This window comes from Paenibacillus abyssi (assembly GCF_014640295.1).
GTDB lineage: Bacteria > Bacillota > Bacilli > Paenibacillales > Paenibacillaceae > Paenibacillus_D > Paenibacillus_D abyssi.
Genome location: NZ_BMGR01000010.1, coordinates 139,306 through 162,192, shown reverse-complemented (window position 1 = coordinate 162,192; position 22,887 = coordinate 139,306). Strand labels below are relative to the sequence as shown.

Annotated in this window: 25 protein-coding genes; 24 read left to right on the top strand and 1 reads right to left on the bottom strand. The window is 50.6% G+C overall.

Annotated features, from left to right (window positions below; all coding sequences use genetic code 11):
- The first annotated feature begins 24 nt into the window (after positions 1 to 24).
- From rpsP to IEW11_RS15905, 13 genes are all read left to right on the top strand, one after another.
- Positions 25 to 297, top strand: coding sequence for a 30S ribosomal protein S16 (gene rpsP / locus IEW11_RS15965; RefSeq protein ID WP_188532067.1), 273 nt, complete (start codon positions 25 to 27; stop codon positions 295 to 297).
- Between the two features lie 26 nt (positions 298 to 323).
- Positions 324 to 554, top strand: a complete 231-nt coding sequence (locus tag IEW11_RS15960; protein WP_188532066.1) for a KH domain-containing protein — start codon at positions 324 to 326, stop codon at positions 552 to 554.
- A gap of 107 nt (positions 555 to 661) precedes the next feature.
- Complete coding sequence (rimM, locus tag IEW11_RS15955) at positions 662 to 1,180, top strand: ribosome maturation factor RimM (protein ID WP_188532065.1); 519 nt, start codon at positions 662 to 664, stop codon at positions 1,178 to 1,180.
- A gap of 3 nt (positions 1,181 to 1,183) precedes the next feature.
- Positions 1,184 to 1,939: a tRNA (guanosine(37)-N1)-methyltransferase TrmD gene (gene trmD / locus IEW11_RS15950; protein ID WP_188532064.1), complete on the top strand. Its 756-nt coding sequence runs from the start codon at positions 1,184 to 1,186 to the stop codon at positions 1,937 to 1,939.
- Positions 1,940 to 2,146: 207 nt separating this feature from the next.
- Positions 2,147 to 2,488 carry a 50S ribosomal protein L19 gene (rplS, locus tag IEW11_RS15945; RefSeq protein ID WP_188532063.1) on the top strand — a complete coding sequence of 114 codons (342 nt, stop codon included), beginning with the start codon at positions 2,147 to 2,149 and terminating at the stop codon, positions 2,486 to 2,488.
- Between the two features lie 204 nt (positions 2,489 to 2,692).
- A complete protein-coding gene (lepB, locus tag IEW11_RS15940) occupies positions 2,693 to 3,388 on the top strand; it encodes a signal peptidase I (protein WP_188532062.1) in 696 nt (231 codons plus the stop codon).
- Positions 3,389 to 3,403: 15 nt separating this feature from the next.
- On the top strand, positions 3,404 to 4,276 hold the full coding sequence (gene ylqF / locus IEW11_RS15935) for a ribosome biogenesis GTPase YlqF (RefSeq protein ID WP_188532061.1): 873 nt from the start codon (positions 3,404 to 3,406) through the stop codon (positions 4,274 to 4,276).
- Between the two features lie 39 nt (positions 4,277 to 4,315).
- Positions 4,316 to 4,927, top strand: a complete 612-nt coding sequence (rnhB, locus tag IEW11_RS15930; RefSeq protein ID WP_188532060.1) for a ribonuclease HII — start codon at positions 4,316 to 4,318, stop codon at positions 4,925 to 4,927.
- Positions 4,928 to 5,179: 252 nt separating this feature from the next.
- On the top strand, positions 5,180 to 7,039 hold the full coding sequence (locus IEW11_RS15925; protein WP_188532059.1) for a TP0910 N-terminal domain-containing protein: 1,860 nt from the start codon (positions 5,180 to 5,182) through the stop codon (positions 7,037 to 7,039).
- Complete coding sequence (locus IEW11_RS15920; protein ID WP_188532058.1) at positions 7,036 to 7,335, top strand: EscU/YscU/HrcU family type III secretion system export apparatus switch protein; 300 nt, start codon at positions 7,036 to 7,038, stop codon at positions 7,333 to 7,335. The genes IEW11_RS15925 and IEW11_RS15920 overlap by 4 nt, the downstream gene beginning before the upstream one ends.
- On the top strand, positions 7,328 to 7,759 hold the full coding sequence (locus IEW11_RS15915; protein ID WP_229725336.1) for a YraN family protein: 432 nt from the start codon (positions 7,328 to 7,330) through the stop codon (positions 7,757 to 7,759). The genes IEW11_RS15920 and IEW11_RS15915 overlap by 8 nt, the downstream gene beginning before the upstream one ends.
- A 190-nt stretch (positions 7,760 to 7,949) precedes the next feature.
- Complete coding sequence (locus IEW11_RS15910; RefSeq protein ID WP_188532057.1) at positions 7,950 to 8,282, top strand: PadR family transcriptional regulator; 333 nt, start codon at positions 7,950 to 7,952, stop codon at positions 8,280 to 8,282.
- Positions 8,279 to 9,619: an FtsW/RodA/SpoVE family cell cycle protein gene (locus IEW11_RS15905; protein WP_188532056.1), complete on the top strand. Its 1,341-nt coding sequence runs from the start codon at positions 8,279 to 8,281 to the stop codon at positions 9,617 to 9,619. The genes IEW11_RS15910 and IEW11_RS15905 overlap by 4 nt, the downstream gene beginning before the upstream one ends.
- 27 nt (positions 9,620 to 9,646) lie before the next feature.
- On the opposite strand, the gene IEW11_RS15900 is transcribed toward IEW11_RS15905, so the two are convergent.
- Positions 9,647 to 11,251 (bottom strand): YifB family Mg chelatase-like AAA ATPase, encoded by a 1,605-nt coding sequence (locus tag IEW11_RS15900; RefSeq protein WP_188532055.1) that lies wholly within the window; start codon positions 11,249 to 11,251, stop codon positions 9,647 to 9,649.
- 365 nt (positions 11,252 to 11,616) lie between these two features.
- Between IEW11_RS15900 and sucC the strand changes: the two genes are divergently transcribed.
- From sucC to fliE, 11 genes are all read left to right on the top strand, one after another.
- Positions 11,617 to 12,777: an ADP-forming succinate--CoA ligase subunit beta gene (gene sucC / locus IEW11_RS15895; protein ID WP_188532054.1), complete on the top strand. Its 1,161-nt coding sequence runs from the start codon at positions 11,617 to 11,619 to the stop codon at positions 12,775 to 12,777.
- A 45-nt stretch (positions 12,778 to 12,822) separates the two neighbouring features.
- Positions 12,823 to 13,758, top strand: a complete 936-nt coding sequence (gene sucD, locus IEW11_RS15890; RefSeq protein ID WP_188532053.1) for a succinate--CoA ligase subunit alpha — start codon at positions 12,823 to 12,825, stop codon at positions 13,756 to 13,758.
- Between the two features lie 196 nt (positions 13,759 to 13,954).
- Positions 13,955 to 15,073 (top strand): DNA-processing protein DprA, encoded by a 1,119-nt coding sequence (dprA, locus tag IEW11_RS15885; RefSeq protein WP_188532052.1) that lies wholly within the window; start codon positions 13,955 to 13,957, stop codon positions 15,071 to 15,073.
- Between the two features lie 31 nt (positions 15,074 to 15,104).
- Positions 15,105 to 17,204, top strand: coding sequence for a type I DNA topoisomerase (gene topA, locus IEW11_RS15880; protein ID WP_188532051.1), 2,100 nt, complete (start codon positions 15,105 to 15,107; stop codon positions 17,202 to 17,204).
- Between the two features lie 36 nt (positions 17,205 to 17,240).
- On the top strand, positions 17,241 to 18,578 hold the full coding sequence (gene trmFO / locus IEW11_RS15875) for an FADH(2)-oxidizing methylenetetrahydrofolate--tRNA-(uracil(54)-C(5))-methyltransferase TrmFO (RefSeq protein WP_188532050.1): 1,338 nt from the start codon (positions 17,241 to 17,243) through the stop codon (positions 18,576 to 18,578).
- 97 nt (positions 18,579 to 18,675) lie between these two features.
- The gene (gene hslV / locus IEW11_RS15870) at positions 18,676 to 19,218 is read left to right on the top strand and encodes an ATP-dependent protease subunit HslV (protein WP_188532049.1); all 543 of its coding nucleotides are present in this window, start codon (positions 18,676 to 18,678) and stop codon (positions 19,216 to 19,218) included.
- Between the two features lie 49 nt (positions 19,219 to 19,267).
- On the top strand, positions 19,268 to 20,662 hold the full coding sequence (hslU, locus tag IEW11_RS15865) for an ATP-dependent protease ATPase subunit HslU (protein ID WP_229725334.1): 1,395 nt from the start codon (positions 19,268 to 19,270) through the stop codon (positions 20,660 to 20,662).
- Positions 20,663 to 20,688: 26 nt separating this feature from the next.
- Positions 20,689 to 21,459, top strand: a complete 771-nt coding sequence (gene codY / locus IEW11_RS15860) for a GTP-sensing pleiotropic transcriptional regulator CodY (RefSeq protein WP_188532047.1) — start codon at positions 20,689 to 20,691, stop codon at positions 21,457 to 21,459.
- Positions 21,460 to 21,685: 226 nt separating this feature from the next.
- Entirely contained in the window at positions 21,686 to 22,108 is a 423-nt protein-coding gene (gene flgB, locus IEW11_RS15855) for a flagellar basal body rod protein FlgB (RefSeq protein WP_188532046.1), read from the top strand.
- The gene (gene flgC / locus IEW11_RS15850) at positions 22,105 to 22,554 is read left to right on the top strand and encodes a flagellar basal body rod protein FlgC (protein ID WP_188532045.1); all 450 of its coding nucleotides are present in this window, start codon (positions 22,105 to 22,107) and stop codon (positions 22,552 to 22,554) included. The genes flgB and flgC overlap by 4 nt, the downstream gene beginning before the upstream one ends.
- 17 nt (positions 22,555 to 22,571) lie before the next feature.
- A complete protein-coding gene (gene fliE / locus IEW11_RS15845) occupies positions 22,572 to 22,877 on the top strand; it encodes a flagellar hook-basal body complex protein FliE (RefSeq protein WP_188532044.1) in 306 nt (101 codons plus the stop codon).
- Positions 22,878 to 22,887 lie beyond the last annotated feature (10 nt).

The following is a 22,887-nucleotide window of genomic DNA, read 5'->3' as shown; positions in this document are numbered from 1 at the left end:
ATTCTTTGAAGGAGGTGAATTTCCATGGCAGTTCGTATTCGTTTGAAACGTATCGGTGCGCACAAAGCACCTTTTTACCGCGTTGTTGTTTCCGATTCCCGTTCGCCTCGCGACGGTCGTTTTATCGAGGAGATCGGAACATACAACCCGATCGCTCAACCGGCACAAGTAAACATTGATGAAGAGAAAGCGTTGAAATGGTTGCAAACAGGAGCGCAAGCTTCTGATACCGTACGCAATCTTCTGAGCAAAGCTGGTGTCCTTGCAAAGTTCCATGAGCAGAAGCAACAGAAATAAGTGCTTGCGTTGCGGAGGGCCTTGAGATGGAAGAATTGATTCTTGTCATGGCAAGGGCTTTGGTGGATAATCCGGATGATGTGCGCGTCGAGGTCAAGGAAGATGATCGCGGCATCGTGTACGCACTTTCCGTGCATCCTGAGGATGTCGGTAAAGTAATCGGCAAGCAAGGCCGGATTGCCAAAGCGCTTCGAACGGTAGTCGCATCGGCTGCCGTCAAATCACAGAGGCGCGTCATCGTTGACATTATCTCGTAATAGCGCACATACGAAGCGGGGTTAGGAGCTTATTATTCCTAACCTTTTTTCGTATCCTAATACATAGATGGTTTGGACAAGCTTAGAATAGAAAGGTGGGATAGAATATGGCGCAGCAATGGTTAAATGTGGGCAAGCTTGTTAATACGCATGGACTGCGTGGCGAAGTAAAAGTGCTGCCTCAGACGGACTTCCCTGATGTACGTTTTGCTTCCGGCAGTAAGCTTATACTGCTCGATCCGGACGAGAAACAGTCTTTGCAGGTGGTGGTGCAGAGCGCACGTGAGCAGAAAGGGATGTTTATCGTTAAGCTGAAGGGCTTCGACGATATTAATCAGGCGGAGAAGTATAAGGGTTGGAGCATTAAAGTGTCCGATCAGGATTCCGTTGAGCTGGAAGAGGGCGAATATTACTATTATGAAATTATCGGTTGCCGTGTTGTAACCGATGAGGGTGAAGAGCTCGGCGTTATCAATGAAATACTGCGGCCGGGGGCCAATGATGTTTGGGTTGTGGAACGGTCCAAAGGCAAGCCGGTACTGCTGCCTGTCATCGATGATGTGGTGCTGGATGTGAATGTGGACGACAAATTGGTGACGGTCCGTCTCATGGAAGGATTGATTTGACGGATGAAAATCGATGTGTTGACGTTGTTTCCGGAAATGCTGGAAGGCGTATTCGGCGCGAGCATATTGGGCAAGGCAAAGGAGAAAGGCATTGTTTCTCTGAACGCGGTGAACTTTCGCGATTATGCAAACAATAAACATAACACAGTGGATGATTATCCATACGGCGGGGGCGGGGGAATGGTATTGAAGCCGGACCCGATCTTCGCTGCAGTGGAAGATCTGCTGCCTGAGAATGGAGCAAAGCCCCGCATTGTACTGATGTGTCCGCAGGGTGAAACGTTCACGCAGCGTAAGGCGGAAGAACTGTCAGGCGAGCAGCATTTAATTTTTATTTGCGGTCATTATGAGGGCTACGATGAACGCATTCGCCAGCATTTGGTTACCGATGAGCTGTCGATTGGCGATTATGTATTAACCGGCGGAGAATTGCCCGCCATGGTTGTCATCGATAGCGTGGTACGTCTGCTGCCGGGCGTACTGGGCAATGAATCATCGGCCGTCACAGATTCCTTCAGTACGGGCTTGCTTGAATATCCGCACTATACACGTCCTGTATCGTTCCGTGGCTGGGATGTGCCGGAGGTGCTTGTATCCGGGCATCATGCGAAGATCGAGGCTTGGCGGCGCGAGCAGTCGCTGCTGCGCACGCTCGAGCGAAGGCCGGAGCTGCTTGAACTTGTGGAGCTGACGGCCAAAGAGAAAGTCTGGCTGGAGGCCGAACGGAAAAGGCGCAGTGAACAAAAGGCATCGGAGTAGAAGTGTGCACAACGAATATCGGCGTAGAATAGGTACAGAATCGGCTGCAGCTCGATGAAGGATATTGTTGTTGTTTTTTCGTCAGGATTATGGTAAAATTTCAAATGTTGTTTGTAATAGTCGGACGGTCCGCTATCGGCCATGACCCGTTTCCAAGGGGAACGGCGAGCTTATATGAACGTCTGTTGTGGAAGGAGGCCATCAAATATGAATATTGTACAAGCGATTACGCAAGAACAGCTTCGCAAAGATATTCCCAGCTTTCGTCCAGGCGACACGCTGAAGGTATACGTTAAAGTAATCGAGGGATCCCGCGAACGGATTCAGTTGTTCGAAGGTGTTGTTATCAAACGCCGCGGCGGCGGAATCAGCGAAACGTTCACGGTCCGCAAAATCTCCTACGGAGTTGGCGTGGAAAGAACATTCCCGATTAATACGCCTAAGATCGATAAAATCGAAGTGGCTCGCCGCGGTAAAGTACGCCGTGCGAAATTGTACTACCTTCGCAATCTGCGTGGTAAAGCAGCGAGAATTAAAGAGATTCGTTAAGAAACGACATGGGGGGCTTGCGCAAACAAGTGCCCCTTTTCGTTGTTTTTAGAATTTGAGAATTAAATTTTTATGGACGGCTTGACCGCCTGTTAGTCAATAAATGTGAGCGCGGGTTGCCATACTATAGTCGAGATAGTATAAGTATCTAGATGCCTATCCGCATCCTATCCATTCATGCATAAGCGAAAGTAGGCGTACATTATGGATCAGAAATCACGTGACGGCTATATAACTCCTAATGCGGATTCCCGCGTGAAACCGGAACATGTTAATCATAACGAGGAACACCGTAACGAAGAAACAGCGCCTGAACCAGTACCACCTCAGGGAAGCGGCGCAAAAAAAGAGATCGTGGAGTGGATCAAAGCTCTGGTCATCGCGGCAGTGCTTGTGTTTATCATTAGAACCTTCCTGTTTTCGCCATTTATTGTGGACGGGCCCTCGATGCAGCCGAATTTTGAAACCGGAGAACGGGTTATCGTGAATAAGATCATTTATGATATTCGTGCTCCACAGCGCGGGGAAGTCGTTGTATTTCATGTTCCTGAAGAGGGACGCGATTTTATCAAACGGGTAATTGGTGTGCCGGGGGATAAAGTCAAGCTTGAAGACGACAGGCTTTATATTAATGGAACATTAGTTGAAGAGCCGTATTTGAAAGAGGCAATCGAGCAAGCGCATAGCCGTGGCGAGCTTTATAATACCAGCGAGAATTTTCCGAATATGAATGTGCAAAACGATATTGTTCCAGATAACATGATTTTGGCCTTCGGCGATAACCGGGGCAACAGCAAGGACAGCCGTTCAATCGGTTATGTGTCGATGGACGAGCTTGTTGGCCGGGCGGACGTCATTTTTTGGCCGGTTAATCAAATTAAATTTATTAAACAAGGATGAGGATGAGGTGATGACATGACGATACAATGGTTTCCGGGTCATATGACAAGAGCCCGGCGGCAGATTCAAGACAAATTAAAACTGATTGATATTGTCATTGAACTGCTGGATGCCCGTGTCCCGATGTCGAGCCGCAACCCGATGATCGATGAAATCCTGCAAGGAAAACCACGCTTAATCGTGATGAACAAGGCTGATTTGGCCGATCCACGGGCGACAGACCGGTGGATTTCTTTTTTTTCGGATCAAGGTCACGCATGTATGGCGGTCGATTCTTCTACAGGCACTAAGGTCATGGAAATACCGGATCGCGTAAAAGAGCTGCTGCACGATAAAATTTCCCGAATGATCGGAAAAGGGATGAATCCCCGCGCCATGCGCGCTTTAATTGTAGGCATTCCGAATGTCGGCAAGTCCACGCTCATTAACCGGTTAGCGGGAAGGAACATCGCGGCGACAGGAGACCGTCCCGGGGTAACGAAGGGCCAGCAATGGATCAAGGTCGGGACGGAGATGGAGCTGCTCGACACGCCAGGGATATTATGGCCCAAGTTCGAGGACGAATTAGTCGGATACAGGCTCGCGATGACAGGAGCGATTAAAGAGCAGATCTTGAATATCGAGGATATCGCTTTTTTTGCGGTTCGCGTATTGGCTCAGCGATATTGGCCTGCGCTTGCAGAGCGGTTCGGGCTGGATACACCGCCAAAGGATCCGGAGGATGCGGATGAAATTGTCCGGGTCATGGAGGATATTGGACGAAAGCGCGGTTGTTTGTTAAGCGGAGGTCGCGTCAATCTGGAGAAGGCATCGGGCATCATTTTGCGGGAGCTGCGTGCCGGCAAATTCGGGCGTATTACACTGGAGGAGCCTGAGCGAATCAACTAGGGCTGAAAGCAGAAAAAGCGTTGACGAGGGGGGAACGTCATGCTGGATTATGAGCAGTCGGTATGGGAGCAAGGTTACAGCCGGATTGCTGGAGTAGATGAGGTAGGGCGCGGCTGTTTGTTCGGCGATGTTGTGGCAGCGGCCGTCGTGCTGCCGCCCGGGCTTGTTCTGGAGGGCATAGATGATTCGAAAAAGCTGTCGGAAAAAAAGCGGGAGCTGCTCTATGATGTCATAATGGAGCATGCGGACGCTTGGGCAGTAGCTCATGTCAGTGCGCAAATCATCGATGAAATGAACATCAAGCAGGCATCGCGCCTGGCCATGAAAAATGCGGTGCTCTCCCTTCAGACGGCTGCCGATTATTTGCTCGTCGATGCGGAAAAGGTGGATATCGGACTGCCGCAGCTGGCGATTATTCACGGAGACGCGTGCAGCCAATCGATAGCGGCTGCATCGATTGTTGCTAAGGTGACAAGAGATCGCTTATGTATTGGTGAATGGGATGCGCTCTATCCGGAATATGGCATTGCAATACATAAAGGGTATGCGACAAAGCATCACCGGGAGCGGCTGCTTGAGTTTGGGCCGAGCCCGATGCACCGCCGTTCCTTTCTGACAAAATTGTTTGCAGAGCAGCAGGTGCTGTTCTGATCTACCCGCTGCTGAAAGAAGGGGTCCAGCTTGGACGCCGCCTCTCAGCAGCTTTTTATTTCTATACATATTATTTGTATAAGTATAGATGGGATTAGCAAAAAGAGAGCTCGGACGATAGCTTGGTGCACAAATACGAGCATTGATGAAATGGGGATAAAGGTTAGGGTTGCTCTGACCGATATAAAAAGAAAGAATATGGATAGAGCTGCTCTGGTATAAAGGGCATTTCATAGAGGACGGGGTGGCAGTATGAATATCGGACAACTGATGCGCGGTTTGCTCAGGGAACCTCAGCCAAGCGAGAGCCGCTCATTGGAATTGAAGGTTGGACAAATTGTCAGTGGTGTCATATTGGAAGTGATGGAAGGGCAGGACGCGCTTGTACAGATCAATGGCACACAAGTACGGGCCAAGCTTGAAATTCCATTGCTGCCGGGCCAGACGACGATGCTGCAGGTGCAGCCGGAATCGGCGGGCGGTACGCCGCTGCTCAAGCCTGTTGATCTGTCAGCGGCGAATGTTCGGGATGAGACGCTCCGGGATCTGGCGAAAAATCTCGGGATGCCGGACAAAAAATGGGCGTTGGAGCTGGTGCGGGACATGCGTCGTGAAGGCTTCCAGCTGAACCGGGAGCTTGGCCAGGCAATGGGACAAGCGCAGTCGGCTATGCCTGCGAATGCCGATGCAGAGCAATGGATGCATGCGGCTGCAACAGCGTTCAAACGCGGCCTTCCGGTCACGGGGACGACAATCGCCGCTTTGCAGCAGGCGATGTTCGGACAGCCGTCGCATGAACTGATGGAGGGTGTTCAGACGCAGCTTAAAGCATTGATAGGTGGGACTAACGAAACGGCACCCGCGTTAAAGGATGTCAATGTCCGCAATGCGGCCCTGCGCTTGCAAGCATTGCTGGATGAAGGGGCGGTGCTGCTCCGCACGCTTGAACAAGCAGCGGAGCAGCCGGCAGCAGCGAAAGCGGGAGCTTCATCTGCGCCAGAAGCGGGGGGGCGTGTCATAACGCCTGCTCAGCTGCAGCAGGCTGCACAGCCGCCAGTACAAACGGCAGCGCAGCCTAATGCGGGCCAAGCGAGCGCCGGCCAGGGAGCGGCTGCCGGCGCTGCAGGCGCTGCAGCCGCCGGATCAGCGGCGGGAACGGATAGCGGTGCGGTAAGCACCAGCGCAAGCGGCCCTGCCGCAGCAGGAACTTCCAAGGCCGGAGCCAATGGCTGGGCCTTGGAGGTACTGAAGTGGCTGGGCGTCGATCACGAGCGCCAACTGACGCGTTCTGCGGCGCCGGGCGGCATAGCCGGCGCCGCTGAAGCGGCCAAAGCCGGGGAAAGTGATTCCCCGGCTGGCCGCACCGCCTCCGGCGCGGAGGGGCAGGCGCACAGCGCGCCCCGTCCCGCCGATGCGCCGCAGCAGCCGCTGGCGGAACGCGCGGCTGTGGCGGCGGAGCGCGCGCCCGGGCAGGGGCTGCCCGTCCCGGGCGGCGCGCCGGAGGCGCAAGCGGCCGATGCCGGACGGCCGGCCGCGGCGCAGGAGTCGCTGAAGAGCGTGCTGCTGACGCTCGCTGCTTCCGACGAAGTGCCGCCTGCTTTGCGCGAAGCCGCGCAGCAGCTCGTGCAGAACATTACCGGCCAGCAGCTGCTGCTGACGCCGGAGCGCAATGGCGCGATGCTGTCGCATGTCACCATGTTCATTCCGTTTCATGGACCGGACGGCAGCCAAACGGCATCCGTCCATATCCAATCGCGCCGTGGGCGAAAGGGCGAATTGGATGCGGAAAATTGCCGGCTGCTCTTCGATCTAAAGATGAAACAGCTAGGCGATACGTTAGTCGATGTACAGGTGGTCGATAAGATCGTCAGCCTCAATGTATGGAACGACCATCCATTCATCAGCTCGCTCATCGAATCGTCGCGGCAGGACATAACGGAGGCTATGGGCCGCGCTGGATACCAATTGCTGGCGCTGCGCACCACTCCGCTGCCTGAACCGGCAGAGCAGACGACTTCACCCAGCAGCCAGCAAGGTCAATCGGCAGTTCAACCGCCTGATCGAAGCTCGTTTTCTTCCAGACCGTATAAAGGAGTGGATGTACGCGTATGAAAGAACCATCCGCTTCTCACACACCAATAAGAAAAGCAGTAGCTGTCAAATATGAACCGGAACAGCGCAGCGCGCCGGTCATCGTAGCAAAAGGCAAGGGCCAGCTTGCAGATGCGATATTGGAAAAAGCCGCAGAGCATGGAGTTCCTGTGCAGGAGGACGCTTCGCTTGTGGAGGTGTTATCCAAGCTTGACATTGATCAGGAAATTCCTCCTGAACTCTATACATTGGTGGCCGAGATTTTGAGTTTCATATACCGTTCCGATCAGAGAGCGAGGGATTGGAATCGTGAATAAGGAAAATGATCGTAAATATGCCGATGCCAATCAACCGGCCGCTGGTATTTCGAGGGCAAACCGTCAAGCGATCGGGCAGCTTGGAGAAGCCGCAGGGGCTGAATATTTGCTATCGCTCGGATGGACATTAGTTGAACGGAATTGGAGATGCCGATCGGGCGAGATCGATCTAATCGGGCATCCACCCGGAGAAAATAACCGTTTGGTGTTTATTGAGGTTCGAACCCGCCGCTCAGGCGGGCGCTACGGCACCCCGGCCGAGTCGGTCGACTATCGCAAGCAGGCCCGAGTGAGATCAATCGCCCAGTTCTATATGAATTATTACCGGGTGGCGGAGCGAAAGGTGCGATTCGATGTTATTGCCGTCACATTGGACGCCCGGTTAAATATTACAGATCTAAAGCATATCGAGGGGGCATTTTAATCAAGCTGCCCTCTCCCTAAATCCTCATAATCGACACCCTTTGAATGAAGCCGCTTATATTGAATCATTTCACTGAAAAGAAGCCCGGTAATATAGCCGTTGCTAAATGGGTATATTTGTTATACCCTAATACATAGATAAACGATGCATTATATATCTATGTATTGGCGAGAGGAGGAAGATGGAAGTAATGAAAGTCAGCAAAGAGCTCTTGAAAGGCAGCACTGTGATTCTTATTCTGTCCATGCTGGAGCAGAAGGATATGTACGGTTATGAATTAACCAAAGAAATTGAGAAGCGGTCGGAAGGCATTTTTGCATTAAAAGAAGGCACCTTGTATCCGATTCTGCACACGCTGGAGACCGATCAATGGGTGGACGCCTACTGGCAAGAGCAGGACGGGCGTAAGCGCAAATATTACCGCATCACAGCGGCCGGGAAAACCCGGCTGGGGGAAAAAAAGCAGGAGTGGAACGTATACCGCAATGCTGTGGAGCGCGTAATCGGGGAGGGATATGCATGAAATACATTTCATCCAATCCGGAAGCTGGCAAATTTTTACATAACGTAGGTAAGCATATCAAATCCAAGGAAGCCCGGTTAGCGGTAAAGGCGGAATTGGAATCCCATATTGCAGAGCTTGCCGATGAGCTCGTCGAGGAAGGGGTAGAAGAACAAGAAGCGGTACGCCAGGCAGTCCGGCGTATGGGGGAACCATCCGGGATCGGAAAAGAAATGCAGAAAATATATCGACCCGTAATAGATTTGGGACTTTTCACGATTCTTTTTATTCTGCTGGGGATCGGATTATTCGCGATGTATGTGATCGGGACTGTACTGTCGGAGCAAATGCAGACGAATATGGGCTTGTTCAATAAACAGCTTTTTTTTGCCGCGAGCGGCTGTTTGGCGGCAGCGGTTTTATGGCGGCTGGATTACCGGAAGTTTAAGTGGTTCTCTTCTTTGCTGTTTGGAGCGGGAATCGGGCTGATGCTGTTCACCCATATATTTGGCTTGCAAATCAATGGCAGCAAACAATACCTGGCCCTTGGAGGATTTGCGATTAACGGCATGATCGTCGCTATGTTCATGCTGCTGATTGGCGCTGCAGGGATGAAACCTCTCAAAGAGTGGGGATTGACAGAAGGAGTCAAACGATACGCCCTGCAATTTTGTCTCCCCATGTTTTTATTTTTATGGGCTCATGCGTATGTAACAAGTTTTTACTTCGTACTCGGTTTTTTTACCTTATTATGGTTGGGAAGCAGCAGCCTAAAGCAATTTGCCGCCATCGTATCGACGACGATTGTCTCGGCAGTTGTGTTGCTCTATTTCATGCTGGGTACAAGCGCGAACCTGTCATATGTCTTCCATCGCGCAACTATATTTTTACGCTTCTATGATGACCCGGCCGGTACAGGATATGCCACTTACAACGCCTTGGAAGCGATCCGTACCGCAGGCTGGTGGGGACATGGATCTGCTGCTTCAACGGATCAGCTTCCGTTTGCCTACAATGATTCTTTATTTGCTTATATGATCTCCAGCTATGGCTGGTCGATGGGCATATTAATTGCCTCTGCCTCGTTAGCGTTTCTTGGCATCATCGGATTCATTGCCTCGAACGTACGTGATGAGTATGGAAAGCGGATCGTAAGCGTTCTGCTTGTCGTGCTCGGTATACAGTTTGTTTGGGCCATCTTCATGTGCCTGGGGTGGGCGCCTTTTGTGGGCGTATCGATCCCGTTCATAAGTTATGGAAATACGATGTTATTCATTCACCTGGCCGTATTCGGACTCATCATAAGTGTTGGCAGGCGCAGACGGCTGCCGCACAGAAAAACAATACCCACCGGTTGACCGGTGGGAAGAAACAATCCATATCAATCATATAAGCTCTAATTTGCGGTCCAAGCTCCGGTATTGAATCGCCTCAGCGACATGCTCGGCTTCAATCGTATTGCTGTCCTGCAGATCGGAGATTGTGCGCGCCAGCTTCAGCACGCGGTCATGCGCCCGCAGGCTGAGGCCAAGCGACTTATAGGCCTGCTGCAGCAGCAGCTCCGCGTCTGCTTTCAGCCGCGCGCTTTGATGCAGCGCCCTGCCCTGCAATTCACTGTTCCAGCTCACGCCCGCCGTAGTACGGCGGGCGATTTGCCGTTCTCTGGCGAGCATGACAAGATCCCGCATTTGCGAGGAAGACAAGCCTGCGGTAGCGCTCAGAAAGGTTGATGGACGCGGGACCTCTACCTGCAGATCGATGCGATCGAGCAGCGGTCCGGAAATTTTCGTGCGGTAAGCGGCGATTTTGTGGGGAGAGCAGCCGCAGCGCTGCCGATCCGAATCATCTCCGAAATAGCCGCACGGACACGGATTCATTGATGCTGCAAGCATAAAATGAGACGGGTAGCGAAAAACAGCTCTCGTACGGGCGATGGTGACGCTGCGGTCCTCGAGCGGCTGCCGCAGCACCTCAAGCACATTTCTTGAGAATTCAGGAAGCTCATCCAGAAATAAAATGCCGCGATGGGCCAGCGTTACCTCCCCCGGTTTGGGAATGGATCCTCCGCCGATGAGCCCGCCGGGAGAAATCGTATGATGGGGAGAACGGAAAGGGCGCTCTCGTACCAAGGAGACAGCGCCTTGGGTAAGCTTTCCGGCAACACTGTATATTTTCGTGACCTCAAGCGCTTCTTCATCCTCCAGAGGGGGAAGGATGCCCGGAAGTCTACGGATCAGCATCGTCTTGCCCGTCCCCGGGGGACCGGAGAGCAGAATATTATGCCGACCGGCTGCAGCTGTCAATAAAGCCCGCTTGGCATGATGCTGACCGATGACTTCAATATAATCATAGTGGTTGTTCTCTTGATCACTGTGTCGGGGGATTTCTTTATCGTCATCTGTTGATGAAGATCGCCCTTCATTGTCAGATTGAAATACCTTAGCAAAGGTGACGTGCCTGTCATTCACATCAACATGGGGTGATCCGGCTTCTTCGTCTCCTAATTCCCGCAAGTGAGCGATGACGGTCAAATCCAAGCCGCCGATAAGTGAAGCCTCCGCCGCGTTTCCCGGAGCGACAAAGGCACGGGATATGCCTTGTTTCTTTGCCTCCTCGACCATTGGCAGTACGCCGGGAACGGGACGGATCGTACCGTCGAGCGAAAGCTCGCCGATGATGAGCGTATCCCGGAAGCGTTCTGTTTGAAGCTGACCGCTTGCCGTGAGAACGCCGACAGCGATTGCCAGATCATAGGCTGTACCCTCTTTGCGCAGGTCGGCAGGGGCTAAGTTCACAGTGATCCTCTCCAAAGGAAACACATAACCGCAGTTTTTGACAGCTGATCTTACACGTTCCACGGATTCCCGTATAGCAGGATCAGGAAGCCCGACGATATTGACCTGGGGCAAACCGTTTGCGATATCGACTTCCACTTCGATAATTCGTCCATCAACGCCGTGGACACTGGCACTGTTATGTTTTGTATACATACAAAAAGGCACCTCCAACGAATAATCGGCGAAGGTGCTTCCTTACAATCCCATATAATGTATAATCCTATCGCAATGGGGAGTGTCATGTCAACAAAACAACGTGGAAGTACGGACCTGATTAAGGAGAATATATACAATAATTGTTGATGAAATGGTCATACTATATGGGTGGTTAAGCCTGATCCGGCAAGATATATGCAGTCTTTGTCGATTTTCGTTCTCGAAACGAGATGAAAACCATATCAAAAAGTATATATTTTTTAATGATATAAATAAGGTAAGCCACAGAAAAAAGTGGTACAATGAGTAGGGTTTTGTTTACATATTTTGAGGATGAAACTGCGGATAGGAGGATTTCGTGAATGAATATCCATGAGTATCAAGGCAAAGAAGTCCTGAAGCAATACGGTGTTGTCGTTCCAGAGGGAAAGGTGGCATTTACCGTCGATGAAGCGGTAGAAGCGGCCAAGGCTCTCGGCACGCCTGTTGTTGTGGTCAAGGCGCAAATCCATGCGGGCGGCCGCGGTAAAGCCGGCGGTGTAAAGGTAGCCAAGGGATTAGACGAAGTACGCACGTATGCAAGCGAAATTTTAGGTAAGGTGCTTGTTACACATCAAACCGGTCCTGAGGGCAAAGAAGTAAAGCGCCTTCTGATCGAACAGGGCTGTGACATTAAGAAGGAATACTATATCGGGGTTGTTGTCGACCGCGGTACAGGCAGCGTTGTTATGATGGCTTCGGAAGAAGGCGGCACGGAAATTGAAGAAGTGGCTGCTCATTCGCCGGAGAAAATTTTCAAAGAGGCTGTTGATCCGGCCGTTGGTTTGCAAGCGTTTCAAGCTCGCAAATTGGCCTATGCCATCAACATTCCAAATGAGCTGGTCAACAAAGCGGTTAAGTTCATGCTGGCTTTGTACAAAGCGTTCGTGGAAAAAGACTGCTCGATCGCTGAGATTAACCCGCTTGTTGTTACCGGTGACGGTAATGTAATGGCGCTTGACGCCAAGCTGAATTTTGACTCCAATGCGCTGTATCGTCACAAGGATATCGTGGCTCTGCGCGATTTGGAAGAGGAAGACGAGAAAGAAATCGAAGCATCCAAATTCGACCTGAGCTATATTGCGCTCGATGGCAACATCGGCTGTATGGTTAATGGCGCCGGACTGGCTATGGCGACGATGGATATCATCAAATATTACGGCGGCGACCCGGCTAACTTCCTTGATGTTGGGGGCGGTGCGACGACTGAGAAGGTTACCGAAGCATTCAAAATCATCCTTTCCGATGCAAAGGTAAAGGGTATTTTCGTCAATATTTTCGGTGGCATTATGCGCTGCGACGTTATTGCTAACGGGGTAGTGGAAGCCGCGAAGCAGATCGGTCTCGACCGTCCGCTTGTGGTCCGTTTGGAAGGAACAAACGTAGAGCTTGGCAAGAAAATTCTGAATGAATCCGGCCTGAACATCGTTGCGGCGGATTCCATGGCAGACGGCGCTCAGAAAATTGTTGCCCTCGTCAAGTAATTTGACCTTCAGCACACGAAATTTTTCAGGGGATGTGAGCCTTCGATGAGCATTTTGGTAGGTAAAGATACGAAAGTCATTACGCAAGGCATTACCGGCGCAACCGGCCTTTTCCATGCGAAGGGTGCGCTTGAATATGGTACACAGATGGTCGGCGGCGTAACACCGGGCAAAGGTGGCACAAATGTCGACATCACGCTTGACAATGGACAAGTTGTTTCACTTCCTGTATTTAATACCGTTGCGGAAGCAAAAGCAGCCACTGGCGCTACAGCTTCTGTTATCTATGTTCCTCCGGCTTTCGCAGCTGATGCGATCATGGAGGCGGTTGATGCGGAATTAGATCTTGCCATTTGTATTACAGAAGGCATTCCGGTTCTTGATATGGTTAACGTTAAACGTTACATGGAAGGACGCAAAACACGTCTGATCGGACCGAACTGCCCGGGTGTCATTACTCCGGAAGAATGTAAAATCGGCATCATGCCGGGTTATATTCATTTGAAAGGCCATGTAGGCGTTGTATCGCGAAGCGGTACGTTGACTTACGAGGCTGTTCATCAGCTTTCCACACGCGGAATCGGCCAGTCCTCCGCAGTAGGAATCGGCGGCGACCCGGTTAAAGGTTCGGAGTTCATCGATATCCTGCATTTGTTTAATGAGGATCCGGATACACACGCTGTCATCATGATCGGTGAGATTGGCGGTACAGCGGAAGAAGAAGCGGCAGAGTGGATCAAAGCGAACATGAAAAAGCCGGTAGTCGGCTTTATCGGCGGCGCGACAGCTCCTCCAGGAAAACGTATGGGTCATGCGGGCGCGATCATCTCAGGCGGCAAAGGAACAGCTGCGGAGAAAATCGCAACATTGGAAGCGTGCGGCATCAAAGTGGCGCCGACGCCTTCGGACATGGGCTCGACGCTTGTCAGCGTACTCGAAGAACGCGGCATGCTGGAGCAGTGCACAACACGCAAAGCTTAAGGAAGCTTAAGCTTTAGGAGAGGTTGTCCTCTCGCATTATAGGTTGAAGACAAGCAGTCTTCCGATTCCCTTCAGAGGGAATGGAAGACTGCTTTTTTGTTATTGTTTCATAATTTAACGTTGGCCGCTTGCATTCTTCGATCATGTCAAGCAAAATAGGTAAAGAATGCTTGCGGTCCCGAAAGGGATGGAATAAATGAAATTTGATTCCGGTTGGAATGAGCGGTTAGTCATGCTGGCGCTCCACGAAACACAGGGTATCGGATGGCGCAGCATAGATAAAGTTCACAAGCATGCTTCTCTTATGGACTGTGTCCATTATAGTGACAAAGAATGGGCAGAGCTGGGACTGCGCGGCGATCAGGTGAAAGCCGTAAAGCAAGGCTTGCAGCTTGAACGGATACAGTCGATTAACGAACGTTATGAACGGCTCGGCGTTCAAATCATCACAGCCTTGGATGATCATTATCCCCCGCTGCTCAGACAGATGTTCGACCCGCCTTGGGTTATATATGTATTAGGCGATGAGCGGCTATTGCATGCACCTTCGATCGCGATGGTCGGCACCAGAGTGCCTACGGCATATGGCAGACAAACAGCGCTTAAGCTGGCGGAGCAGCTATCGGGCGCCGGCCTGACAGTAGTCAGCGGGCTGGCGAGGGGAATTGACCGATTTGCCCATGAGGGCGCGCTGCGCGGCATTGGATCGACTGTCGCTGTGCTGGGTACGCCGATTGATGTTGTTTACCCGCCTGATAACCGGACGCTGTACCGGTCCATTGCCGAGAGCGGCTTACTTTTATCAGAATATCCGATCGGTATGCGATCTCATCCTGGCTTGTTCCCTCAGCGCAATCGCATCATTGCCGGACTGTCTCTCGGTACGATAGTAGTGGAGGCCGCATTGCGCAGCGGTTCGTTGATTACTGCGGATCAAGCGCTTGACATGTCCAGAGAGGTCTATGCGGTCCCCGGTCCGATCAGCTCGCCTAAGAGTGAGGGAGCCAACAAATTAATCAAGCAAGGCTCCGCCAAGATGGTGACAGAGCTTAAGGATGTCCTTGAGGATTTTATCTACCGTTCGGATCTCCGGAATGCTTTGATGATGGCAGAGAAGCCTGCGGGAAAAACGGCCGCGGATCTAACGGATGAGGAACGGCGAATCCTTCAGCTGCTGCAGGATAAACCGGGTTCAGCGGATGAACTGCATGAGCAAACAGGCATACCGTTTGGACATTTGCACGCAGTTCTGATAAATTTAACTATAAAACATAAGATTGAACAGCATCCCGGTTTTATATACAGTGTCTTATAAAGGTAAGCAATAGGAGAGAGGAGGACGCTTAATGGCGGATTCACTTGTCATTGTCGAATCACCGGCAAAAGCCAAAACAATCGGCAAATATCTTGGCAGCAAATACATCGTCAAAGCATCCATGGGTCATATCCGCGATTTGCCGAAAAGCCAGATTGGCGTCGAGGTGGAAAACGACTTCAACCCCAAATATATTACGATTCGCGGTAAAGGCAGCGTGCTTAAGGAATTAAAGGATGCCAGAAAGAAAGTGAAAAAAGTGTATCTCGCAGCTGACCCCGACCGCGAAGGAGAAGCGATTGCTTGGCACTTGGCACATTATCTCGAATTAGATGAGACGGAAGATTGCCGTGTCGTATTTAATGAAATAACGAAGCAAGCGGTGAAGGATGCATTCAAAACGCCACGTAAGATCAACAAAGATCTTGTTAATGCGCAGCAGGCAAGAAGAATTCTGGATCGGCTCGTAGGCTACAAGATCAGTCCGCTGCTCTGGAAGAAAGTGAAGAAAGGATTGTCTGCCGGCCGGGTTCAATCCGTTGCCGTGAAGCTGATCATCGACCGGGAGAATGAGATCGATGCTTTTATCCCGGAAGAATATTGGTCGATCACCGCAAAGCTGGCACATGAGAAGTCGGTTTTTGAGGCGAAGTTTCACTCCGTGAACGGAGAGAAGCGTGAATTAGGCAGCGAGAATGATGTCAATGAAGTGTTGGCGGCAATGGGGAACTCGGAATTCCTAGTTGACGAGGTCCGTGAAAAGGAACGGCAGCGTCATCCGGCGCCTCCCTTCATTACAAGCTCGCTGCAGCAGGAAGCTGCGCGTAAGCTGGGTTTCCGAGCGGCCAAGACGATGTCGGTTGCACAGCAGCTGTATGAAGGGGTCGATCTGGGAAAAGAAGGCACGGTAGGTTTAATTACTTACATGCGTACCGATTCGACGCGGATTTCTCCAATTGCCCAAGAAGAGGCGAAAAGCTACATCTTGGATAAATTCGGCTCTGAATACGCACCGGAAGAACCGCGCGTGTATACAAAGAAGAACGCGAGTACACAGGATGCCCACGAAGCGATACGTCCAACTTCAGCGCTGCGCGAACCGGAGACGATGAAGCCTTTCCTCAGCCGTGATCAATTGCGCTTGTATAAGCTTGTTTGGGAGCGGTACATTGCGAGCCAAATGTCTTCGGCCGTGCTCGATACGATGACCGTAGACTTAAAGGTTGGTCCAGTGACATTCCGGGCGACCGGCTCAAAGCTGAAATTCCCGGGCTTCATGAAGGTTTATGTGGAAGGTAACGATGATGGAACAACAGAAGAAGACAAGTTTCTGCCGCCGCTTGCCAAAGGCGATGTAACCCAAAAGCAGGACATCGAGCCCAAACAGCATTTTACACAGCCTCCGCCGCGTTACACCGAAGCAAGGCTTGTGCGCACGTTGGAGGAACTGGGCATCGGTCGGCCAAGTACATATGCCCCTACCCTCGAAACGATCCAGAAGCGCGGTTACGTTGCGATCGAAGAGAAGAAGTTCGTGCCGACAGAGCTCGGCGATTTGGTCATTGAATTGATGGAAGAGTTTTTCCCGGAAATTCTGGATGCCGAATTTACCGCTCATATGGAAGGCGACCTTGACCATGTCGAAGAAGGAACTCAGGATTGGGTCAAGGTGCTGGCCTCGTTCTACGAATCCTTTGAGAAGCGTCTTGAAGTTGCCGAGGAAGAAATGAAGGAAGTGGAGATTCAAGATGAAGTGTCCGATGAGATTTGCGAGAAGTGCGGGAAGCACCTCGTATACAAAATGGGACGCTTTGGCAAATTTTTAGCTTGTTCCGGTTTCCCGGATTGCCGTAATACGAAGCCGATTGTAAAAGATATCGGTGTAACCTGTCCGAAATGCGGAGAAGGGAAAATCATTGAACGCCGCAGTAAAAAAGGACGTATCTTTTATGGCTGCGACCAATACCCCGGCTGCGAATTCGTCTCATGGGATAAGCCGATTGACAAGCCTTGTCCGAAATGCGGCTCGTATATGGTGGAGAAGCGTAACCGCAGCGGCGGCAAAATCCAATGTACTTCATGCGAACACACCGAAGAATTACCGGAAGAACAGGATCAAGCCGATGTGTAAGCGGCAGACTGTTTGATAGAAAGGCAGGATATAACATTGACTTCAACAAATAAAGTAACTGTAATTGGCGCTGGCCTTGCAGGCAGCGAGGCCGCATGGCAAATCGCCGCGCAGGGCGTGCCTGTCACCTTATATGAAATGCGGCCGGTGACCCGTACGCCCGCGCATCATACAGATAAATTCGCCGAGCTGGTATGCAGCAACAGCCTGCGTGCCAATGGCTTGACGAATGCGGTAGGGGTACTCAAGGAAGAAATGCGGCTGCTTGGATCGCTGATCTTGAACAGTGCGGACAAACACGCCGTACCTGCAGGAGGAGCCCTAGCCGTTGATCGTGAAGGCTTCTCGGGGGAAGTGACGTCCTCGCTCCGCAACCATCCTCTAGTGGATGTCAGAACGGAAGAGATGACGGAAATTCCGGAGGATGGCATCGTCGTCATCGCTACCGGGCCGTTAACCTCTCCGCAGCTCTCTCAGCAGATCAAAGATTTGATGGGCGAGGAGTATTTTTATTTCTATGATGCGGCGGCGCCGATTGTTGAGAAAGATTCGATCGATATGAGCAAAGTTTATCTGGCATCCCGTTATGACAAGGGAGAAGCCGCTTATCTAAACTGCCCGATGACGGAAGAGGAGTTTGAGACGTTTTATGACGCGCTCATCACGGCCGAGAAGGCGGAGTTGAAAGAGTTTGAGAAAGAGATCTATTTTGAAGGCTGCATGCCGGTTGAGGTCATTGCCAGCCGGGGCAAGCAAACGCTCCTTTTCGGACCGATGAAGCCGGTTGGCCTTGTTAATCCGCATACGGGCAAGCTGCCGCATGCTGTTGTTCAGCTCAGGCAGGATAATGCAGCGGGCACGCTGTATAATTTGGTCGGCTTTCAAACCCATCTCAAATGGGGAGAGCAAAAAAGAGTGCTTTCGCTTATTCCTGGTTTAGAACAGGCTGAATTCGTAAGATTCGGCGTTATGCATCGTAACACATTTATTAACTCGCCCAAGCAGCTTAGGCCGACCTACCAATTCAAGGGAAGAGACCGCTTAATGTTCGCAGGCCAAATGACCGGCGTTGAAGGTTATGTTGAATCGGCAGCTTCAGGTTTGATTGCCGGCATCAACGCAGGCCGGATGGCGCGCGGCCTTGAGCCGCTGGTCCTTCCAGCAGAAACGGCACTGGGAAGCATGGCTGAATATATTACGACGGCAGATTTCAAGCACTTCCAACCAATGAATGCAAATTTCGGATTATTCCCGCCGCTGGATAAACGAATTAAAAATAAAAAAGAAAAATATGAAGCCATTGCAAATCGCGCACTTGAGAAGCTCATACAATTTAAAGAAGAGCACATTGTAGAGAACAGTAAAGCAAAATAGAAGCTGAAGTGAATGCGATGCAGGCTTTGCTCCGCAAAACCTGGGATTATGCTTACGATGCAGGTTTTGCTCCGCAAAACCTTTAGGAGGCAACAATATGGAAATGCAATTTCATGCAACGACGATCTGTGCGATCCGCCATGAAGGAAAAGGCGCTATCGCAGGTGATGGACAGGTGACCTTCGGCAACAGCATGGTAATGAAGCATCATGCGAAAAAAGTGCGCAGGCTGTACCGCGGCCAGGTTATCGCAGGATTTGCCGGTTCGGTAGCTGATGCAATCACTTTATTCGAGAAATTTGAGGGCAAGCTGGAGGAGCATCACGGCAATTTGCAGCGTGCGGCAGTTGAATTGGCTAAGGATTGGCGCTCAGACCGGGTGCTGAGAAGATTGGAAGCGATGATGATTGTGATGGATGCAGGAGGGATGCTGCTCGTCTCGGGTAACGGTGAGATTATCGAGCCGGATGACGGCGTTCTGGCAATCGGTTCGGGCGGCAGCTTCGCGATGTCCGCCGCACGCGCATTGAAGCGGCATGCAACCGGGCTGGATGCGAGGGAAATGGCGAAATCCTCACTTGAAATTGCGGCGGATATTTGTGTGTTTACGAACCGGAATATTATTGTTGAAGAGGTTTGATCTCGGATACGCAACGGTAATGCCACTTTCGAAAACGGAGGGATGCAAGGTGAGTAACGAAGCGTTGACGCCGCGCCAGATTGTCGCGGAACTGGATAAATATATCGTCGGACAGAAGCTTGCCAAACGTTCGGTTGCAGTCGCACTTCGCAACCGCTATCGCCGCAGCCGTCTGGATGAAGCGATTCGGGATGAGATTGTTCCCAAGAACATATTAATGATCGGACCTACAGGCGTTGGGAAAACGGAGATTGCGAGAAGGCTGGCAAAGCTGGTTAACGCTCCATTTGTAAAAATCGAGGCGACTAAATTTACTGAGGTCGGTTATGTCGGGCGCGATGTTGAATCGATGGTCCGGGACTTGGTCGAGACCTCGATCCGCATGGTCAAGGCGGAAAAGACGGAGAAGGTAAAAGATAAAGCGGAAAAGCTTGCTACTGACAGGCTCGTCTCTTTACTCGTTCCTTCAGCAAAAAAATCGAAACCTCAGAAAAATCCGTTCGAGATGCTCTTCGGCAACCAGCAGACGCAAGAACAGGAAGAGCCGGAGACGGACACCTCCGTCATTGAGCGGCGCCATCAAGTAAGGGAACAGCTGGCTGCAGGTAAACTTGAACAAGAAATGGTCGAAATTGAGGTCGAGGATGCATCGCCTAACATGCTGGATATGTTATCCGGTCAAGGCAACGAAGGCATGGGCATGAATATGCAGGAGATGTTCGGCCAGTTCATGCCCAAGCGTTATAAGAAACGCAAGCTATCTGTGAACGAAGCGCGTAAAGTGCTGACGCAAGAGGAAGCCAACAAATTAATTGATATGGATGATGTCATTCAAGAATCGATCAAACGGGCTGAGCAATCCGGGATGATCTTCATTGATGAAATCGATAAAATCGCCAGTCCTTCACGCGGCACAGGCCCCGATGTATCAAGAGAAGGGGTGCAGCGGGATATTTTGCCGATCGTCGAAGGCTCTACGGTTATGACAAAATACGGACCGGTCAAAACAGACTTTGTCTTGTTTATCGCTGCAGGCGCCTTTCATATTGCGAAGCCTGCTGATTTGATTCCCGAGCTGCAGGGCCGATTCCCGATTCGGGTGGAGCTTAGCAATCTAAGCCTGGATGACTTTGTGAAAATATTGACCGAACCGAAAAATGCATTAACAAAGCAGTACTCTGCCCTACTGGAAACCGAAGGCATCCAGATTGTTTTCTCCGATGAAGCGATTCGTGAAATCGCGGCAATCGCTGCCGATGTGAACCGCAATACCGAGAATATCGGGGCACGGAGATTACATACCATTCTGGAGAAGCTGCTGGAGGATTTATCCTTTGAAGCGCCGGATTTAACATTGGAGCAAATGACCATCACGCCGGAATATGTCCGCGATAAAGTAGGGGATATTGCACAAAATCGTGATTTGAGTCAATATATATTGTAGTTGGACAGATTTTGGGAGGCCTATGCATGACGTTACTTGCAAAAACAAGAGCGCTGAACCGGCTGCTGCAGCGTGCGGCCGGTAAGGCGTTAAATTTTAGAGAGATGGCTGAAGTTCTATGCTCGACTATACAAGCCGATATCTTTGTCGTAAGCCGAAAGGGCAAGATTCTTGGCTGTGCGGCGGTAGGAGTATGGGAGCATGAGCGATTGCGCGCATCGACTGCCGATGAGCTTCGTTTTCCCAACGATTGCAATGAACGATTCCTTCGCATTGAAGAAACGGTAACTAACGTCGTACCGGATAGCGGTATTTCCGAAACCTTTCCCGATATGTCGGGACAAGAGATCATGACAGTGGTACCGATTCAGGGCGGTGGAGATCGTCTAGGCACATTGGTGCTGACGCGAAATATCGGGGCATTTGATGATGATGATTTGATTCTTGCAGAATATGGATCAACAATCGTAGGCATGGAGATTTTGCGTGAACGAGCAGAAGAGATTGAGATTGAAGCGCGCAGCCGCGCAGTTGTGTCTGTAGCGGTCAATTCGCTGTCGTTCAGCGAACTGGAAGCAGTGGAGCATATTTTTGAAGAATTAAGCGGTAAAGAAGGATTGTTAGTTGCATCTAAAGTAGCAGATCGGGTAGGAATTACCCGTTCGGTTATTGTAAATGCACTTCGCAAACTTGAAAGCGCCGGGGTGATTGAGACCCGCTCTTTAGGAATGAAGGGGACTTACATTAAAATTTTAAATTCCCAGCTTATTCAAGAGTTAGCGAAGATAAAAACTTAAAATTAGGTCTTAATTCCTTTAAAAGCTCTATCTTACACCAAAGATAGGGCTTTTTGCTTATTGTATAAGAAATGGAATTTATGGAACATTATCATGTCGGTAATGATCGACAAAGTTTCCTCATTTTTTTAATAAACTTTTGTCGAAGAAAGAAGGAAAGAAGCTAAATCTGTTGAATTAATAAAAGACTAATAAAAGACTAAAGCTGAGAAAGCGGGAGATTTCCGTGAAATTATTGAATGGCTCCGCGTTCCGAAGACTCGAAGGTGCGCTGCATGCTGCCGAACTGCGTCAAGAAGTAATTTCTAATAATATTGCTAATGCGGACACGCCATACTTCAAAAGATCCGAAGTCGTTTTTGAAAATATCTTGGATCAGGCAATGAACAAGGGGGAACCGGGCACGCAGCTGCCGATGAAAAGGACCCATCCCAAACATATGGGGCTTGCACATTCTGCCGAGGCGCCGCAAGCTCATATTGTTACGGACCAACTATCAGTGATGAATAACAACGTGAACAATGTCGATATTGATCGCGAAATGTCGTTATTAGCCAAAAATCAGCTGCGGTACAATTTGTTTGTGCAACAGGTCAGTCATGAGGCTCGAATGCTGCGAACAGGCATAAATGGGAGTGGTCAAGGGTGAAATTAAACAACGGATTTGATGCAAGTGCGTCAGCCTTAACGGCACAGCGCCTTAGAATGGATGTCATATCTTCGAATATTGCCAATGCTGAAACGACGAGGGGGAAGTTAGTAAACGGACAGTTTGAACCATACATACGAAAATTAACGGTCATGGAGCCGATTAAACCTAAGTTTTCTGATGTTCTGAACCGAGAAATGTCACACGGACAAGCGTCCGGGGGCGTTAAAGTGACTCAGATCATGAATGACCGAACGCCTTCAAAGCTGGTGTACAATCCAAGTCATCCGGATGCGGACGCTGCTGGCTATGTGAAGATGCCCAACGTTGACGTGCTCAAGGAAATGGTCGATATGATATCCGCCACACGTTCGTATGAAGCGAATGTGACGGCGTTGAATGCTACCAAATCCATGTTTGTCAAAGCGTTGGAAATCGGTAAATAACGAATGGAGGGATTACAATGATTACAAATGTGACGGTTGGAGCAGGACAGCCATCGCGGCTTATTGAATCGGCAGCCGGCCAAGCGGTTACCCCATCTGAGGTCACGAAAAGCTTTGGAGAGTTTCTTAAAACTGCGATAGATGGGGTAAACGAGCAAGAGCACGCTGTAAGTAAGGTAACCGATCGTTTCATTCTCGGTCAGGCGGATGTTTCCGAAGTTATGATTACTGCCGAGCAAGCTCAGCTAAGTTTGCAGCTCACTTCCCAAGTCCGCAACAAGGTGATTGAAGCTTATCATGAGATTATGCGGATGCAGCTATAATTGTACGAGC

Bases quoted from the DNA above. Each gene is read 5' to 3' on its own strand.
- IEW11_RS15925 (WP_188532059.1), top strand. From the start codon at position 5,180: ATGAATATCGGACAACTGATGCGCGGTTTGCTCAGGGAACCTCAGCCA.
- codY (WP_188532047.1), top strand. From the start codon at position 20,689: ATGACGTTACTTGCAAAAACAAGAGCGCTGAACCGGCTGCTGCAGCGT.
- rpsP (WP_188532067.1), top strand. From the start codon at position 25: ATGGCAGTTCGTATTCGTTTGAAACGTATCGGTGCGCACAAAGCACCT.
- rimM (WP_188532065.1), top strand. From the start codon at position 662: ATGGCGCAGCAATGGTTAAATGTGGGCAAGCTTGTTAATACGCATGGA.
- IEW11_RS15960 (WP_188532066.1), top strand. From the start codon at position 324: ATGGAAGAATTGATTCTTGTCATGGCAAGGGCTTTGGTGGATAATCCG.
- fliE (WP_188532044.1), top strand. From the start codon at position 22,572: ATGATTACAAATGTGACGGTTGGAGCAGGACAGCCATCGCGGCTTATT.
- trmD (WP_188532064.1), top strand. From the start codon at position 1,184: ATGAAAATCGATGTGTTGACGTTGTTTCCGGAAATGCTGGAAGGCGTA.
- rplS (WP_188532063.1), top strand. From the start codon at position 2,147: ATGAATATTGTACAAGCGATTACGCAAGAACAGCTTCGCAAAGATATT.
- lepB (WP_188532062.1), top strand. From the start codon at position 2,693: ATGGATCAGAAATCACGTGACGGCTATATAACTCCTAATGCGGATTCC.
- hslV (WP_188532049.1), top strand. From the start codon at position 18,676: ATGGAAATGCAATTTCATGCAACGACGATCTGTGCGATCCGCCATGAA.
- sucD (WP_188532053.1), top strand. From the start codon at position 12,823: ATGAGCATTTTGGTAGGTAAAGATACGAAAGTCATTACGCAAGGCATT.
- sucC (WP_188532054.1), top strand. From the start codon at position 11,617: ATGAATATCCATGAGTATCAAGGCAAAGAAGTCCTGAAGCAATACGGT.
- IEW11_RS15910 (WP_188532057.1), top strand. From the start codon at position 7,950: ATGAAAGTCAGCAAAGAGCTCTTGAAAGGCAGCACTGTGATTCTTATT.
- IEW11_RS15905 (WP_188532056.1), top strand. From the start codon at position 8,279: ATGAAATACATTTCATCCAATCCGGAAGCTGGCAAATTTTTACATAAC.
- IEW11_RS15920 (WP_188532058.1), top strand. From the start codon at position 7,036: ATGAAAGAACCATCCGCTTCTCACACACCAATAAGAAAAGCAGTAGCT.
- IEW11_RS15900 (WP_188532055.1), bottom strand. From the start codon at position 11,251: ATGTATACAAAACATAACAGTGCCAGTGTCCACGGCGTTGATGGACGA.
- topA (WP_188532051.1), top strand. From the start codon at position 15,105: ATGGCGGATTCACTTGTCATTGTCGAATCACCGGCAAAAGCCAAAACA.
- ylqF (WP_188532061.1), top strand. From the start codon at position 3,404: ATGACGATACAATGGTTTCCGGGTCATATGACAAGAGCCCGGCGGCAG.
- rnhB (WP_188532060.1), top strand. From the start codon at position 4,316: ATGCTGGATTATGAGCAGTCGGTATGGGAGCAAGGTTACAGCCGGATT.
- dprA (WP_188532052.1), top strand. From the start codon at position 13,955: ATGAAATTTGATTCCGGTTGGAATGAGCGGTTAGTCATGCTGGCGCTC.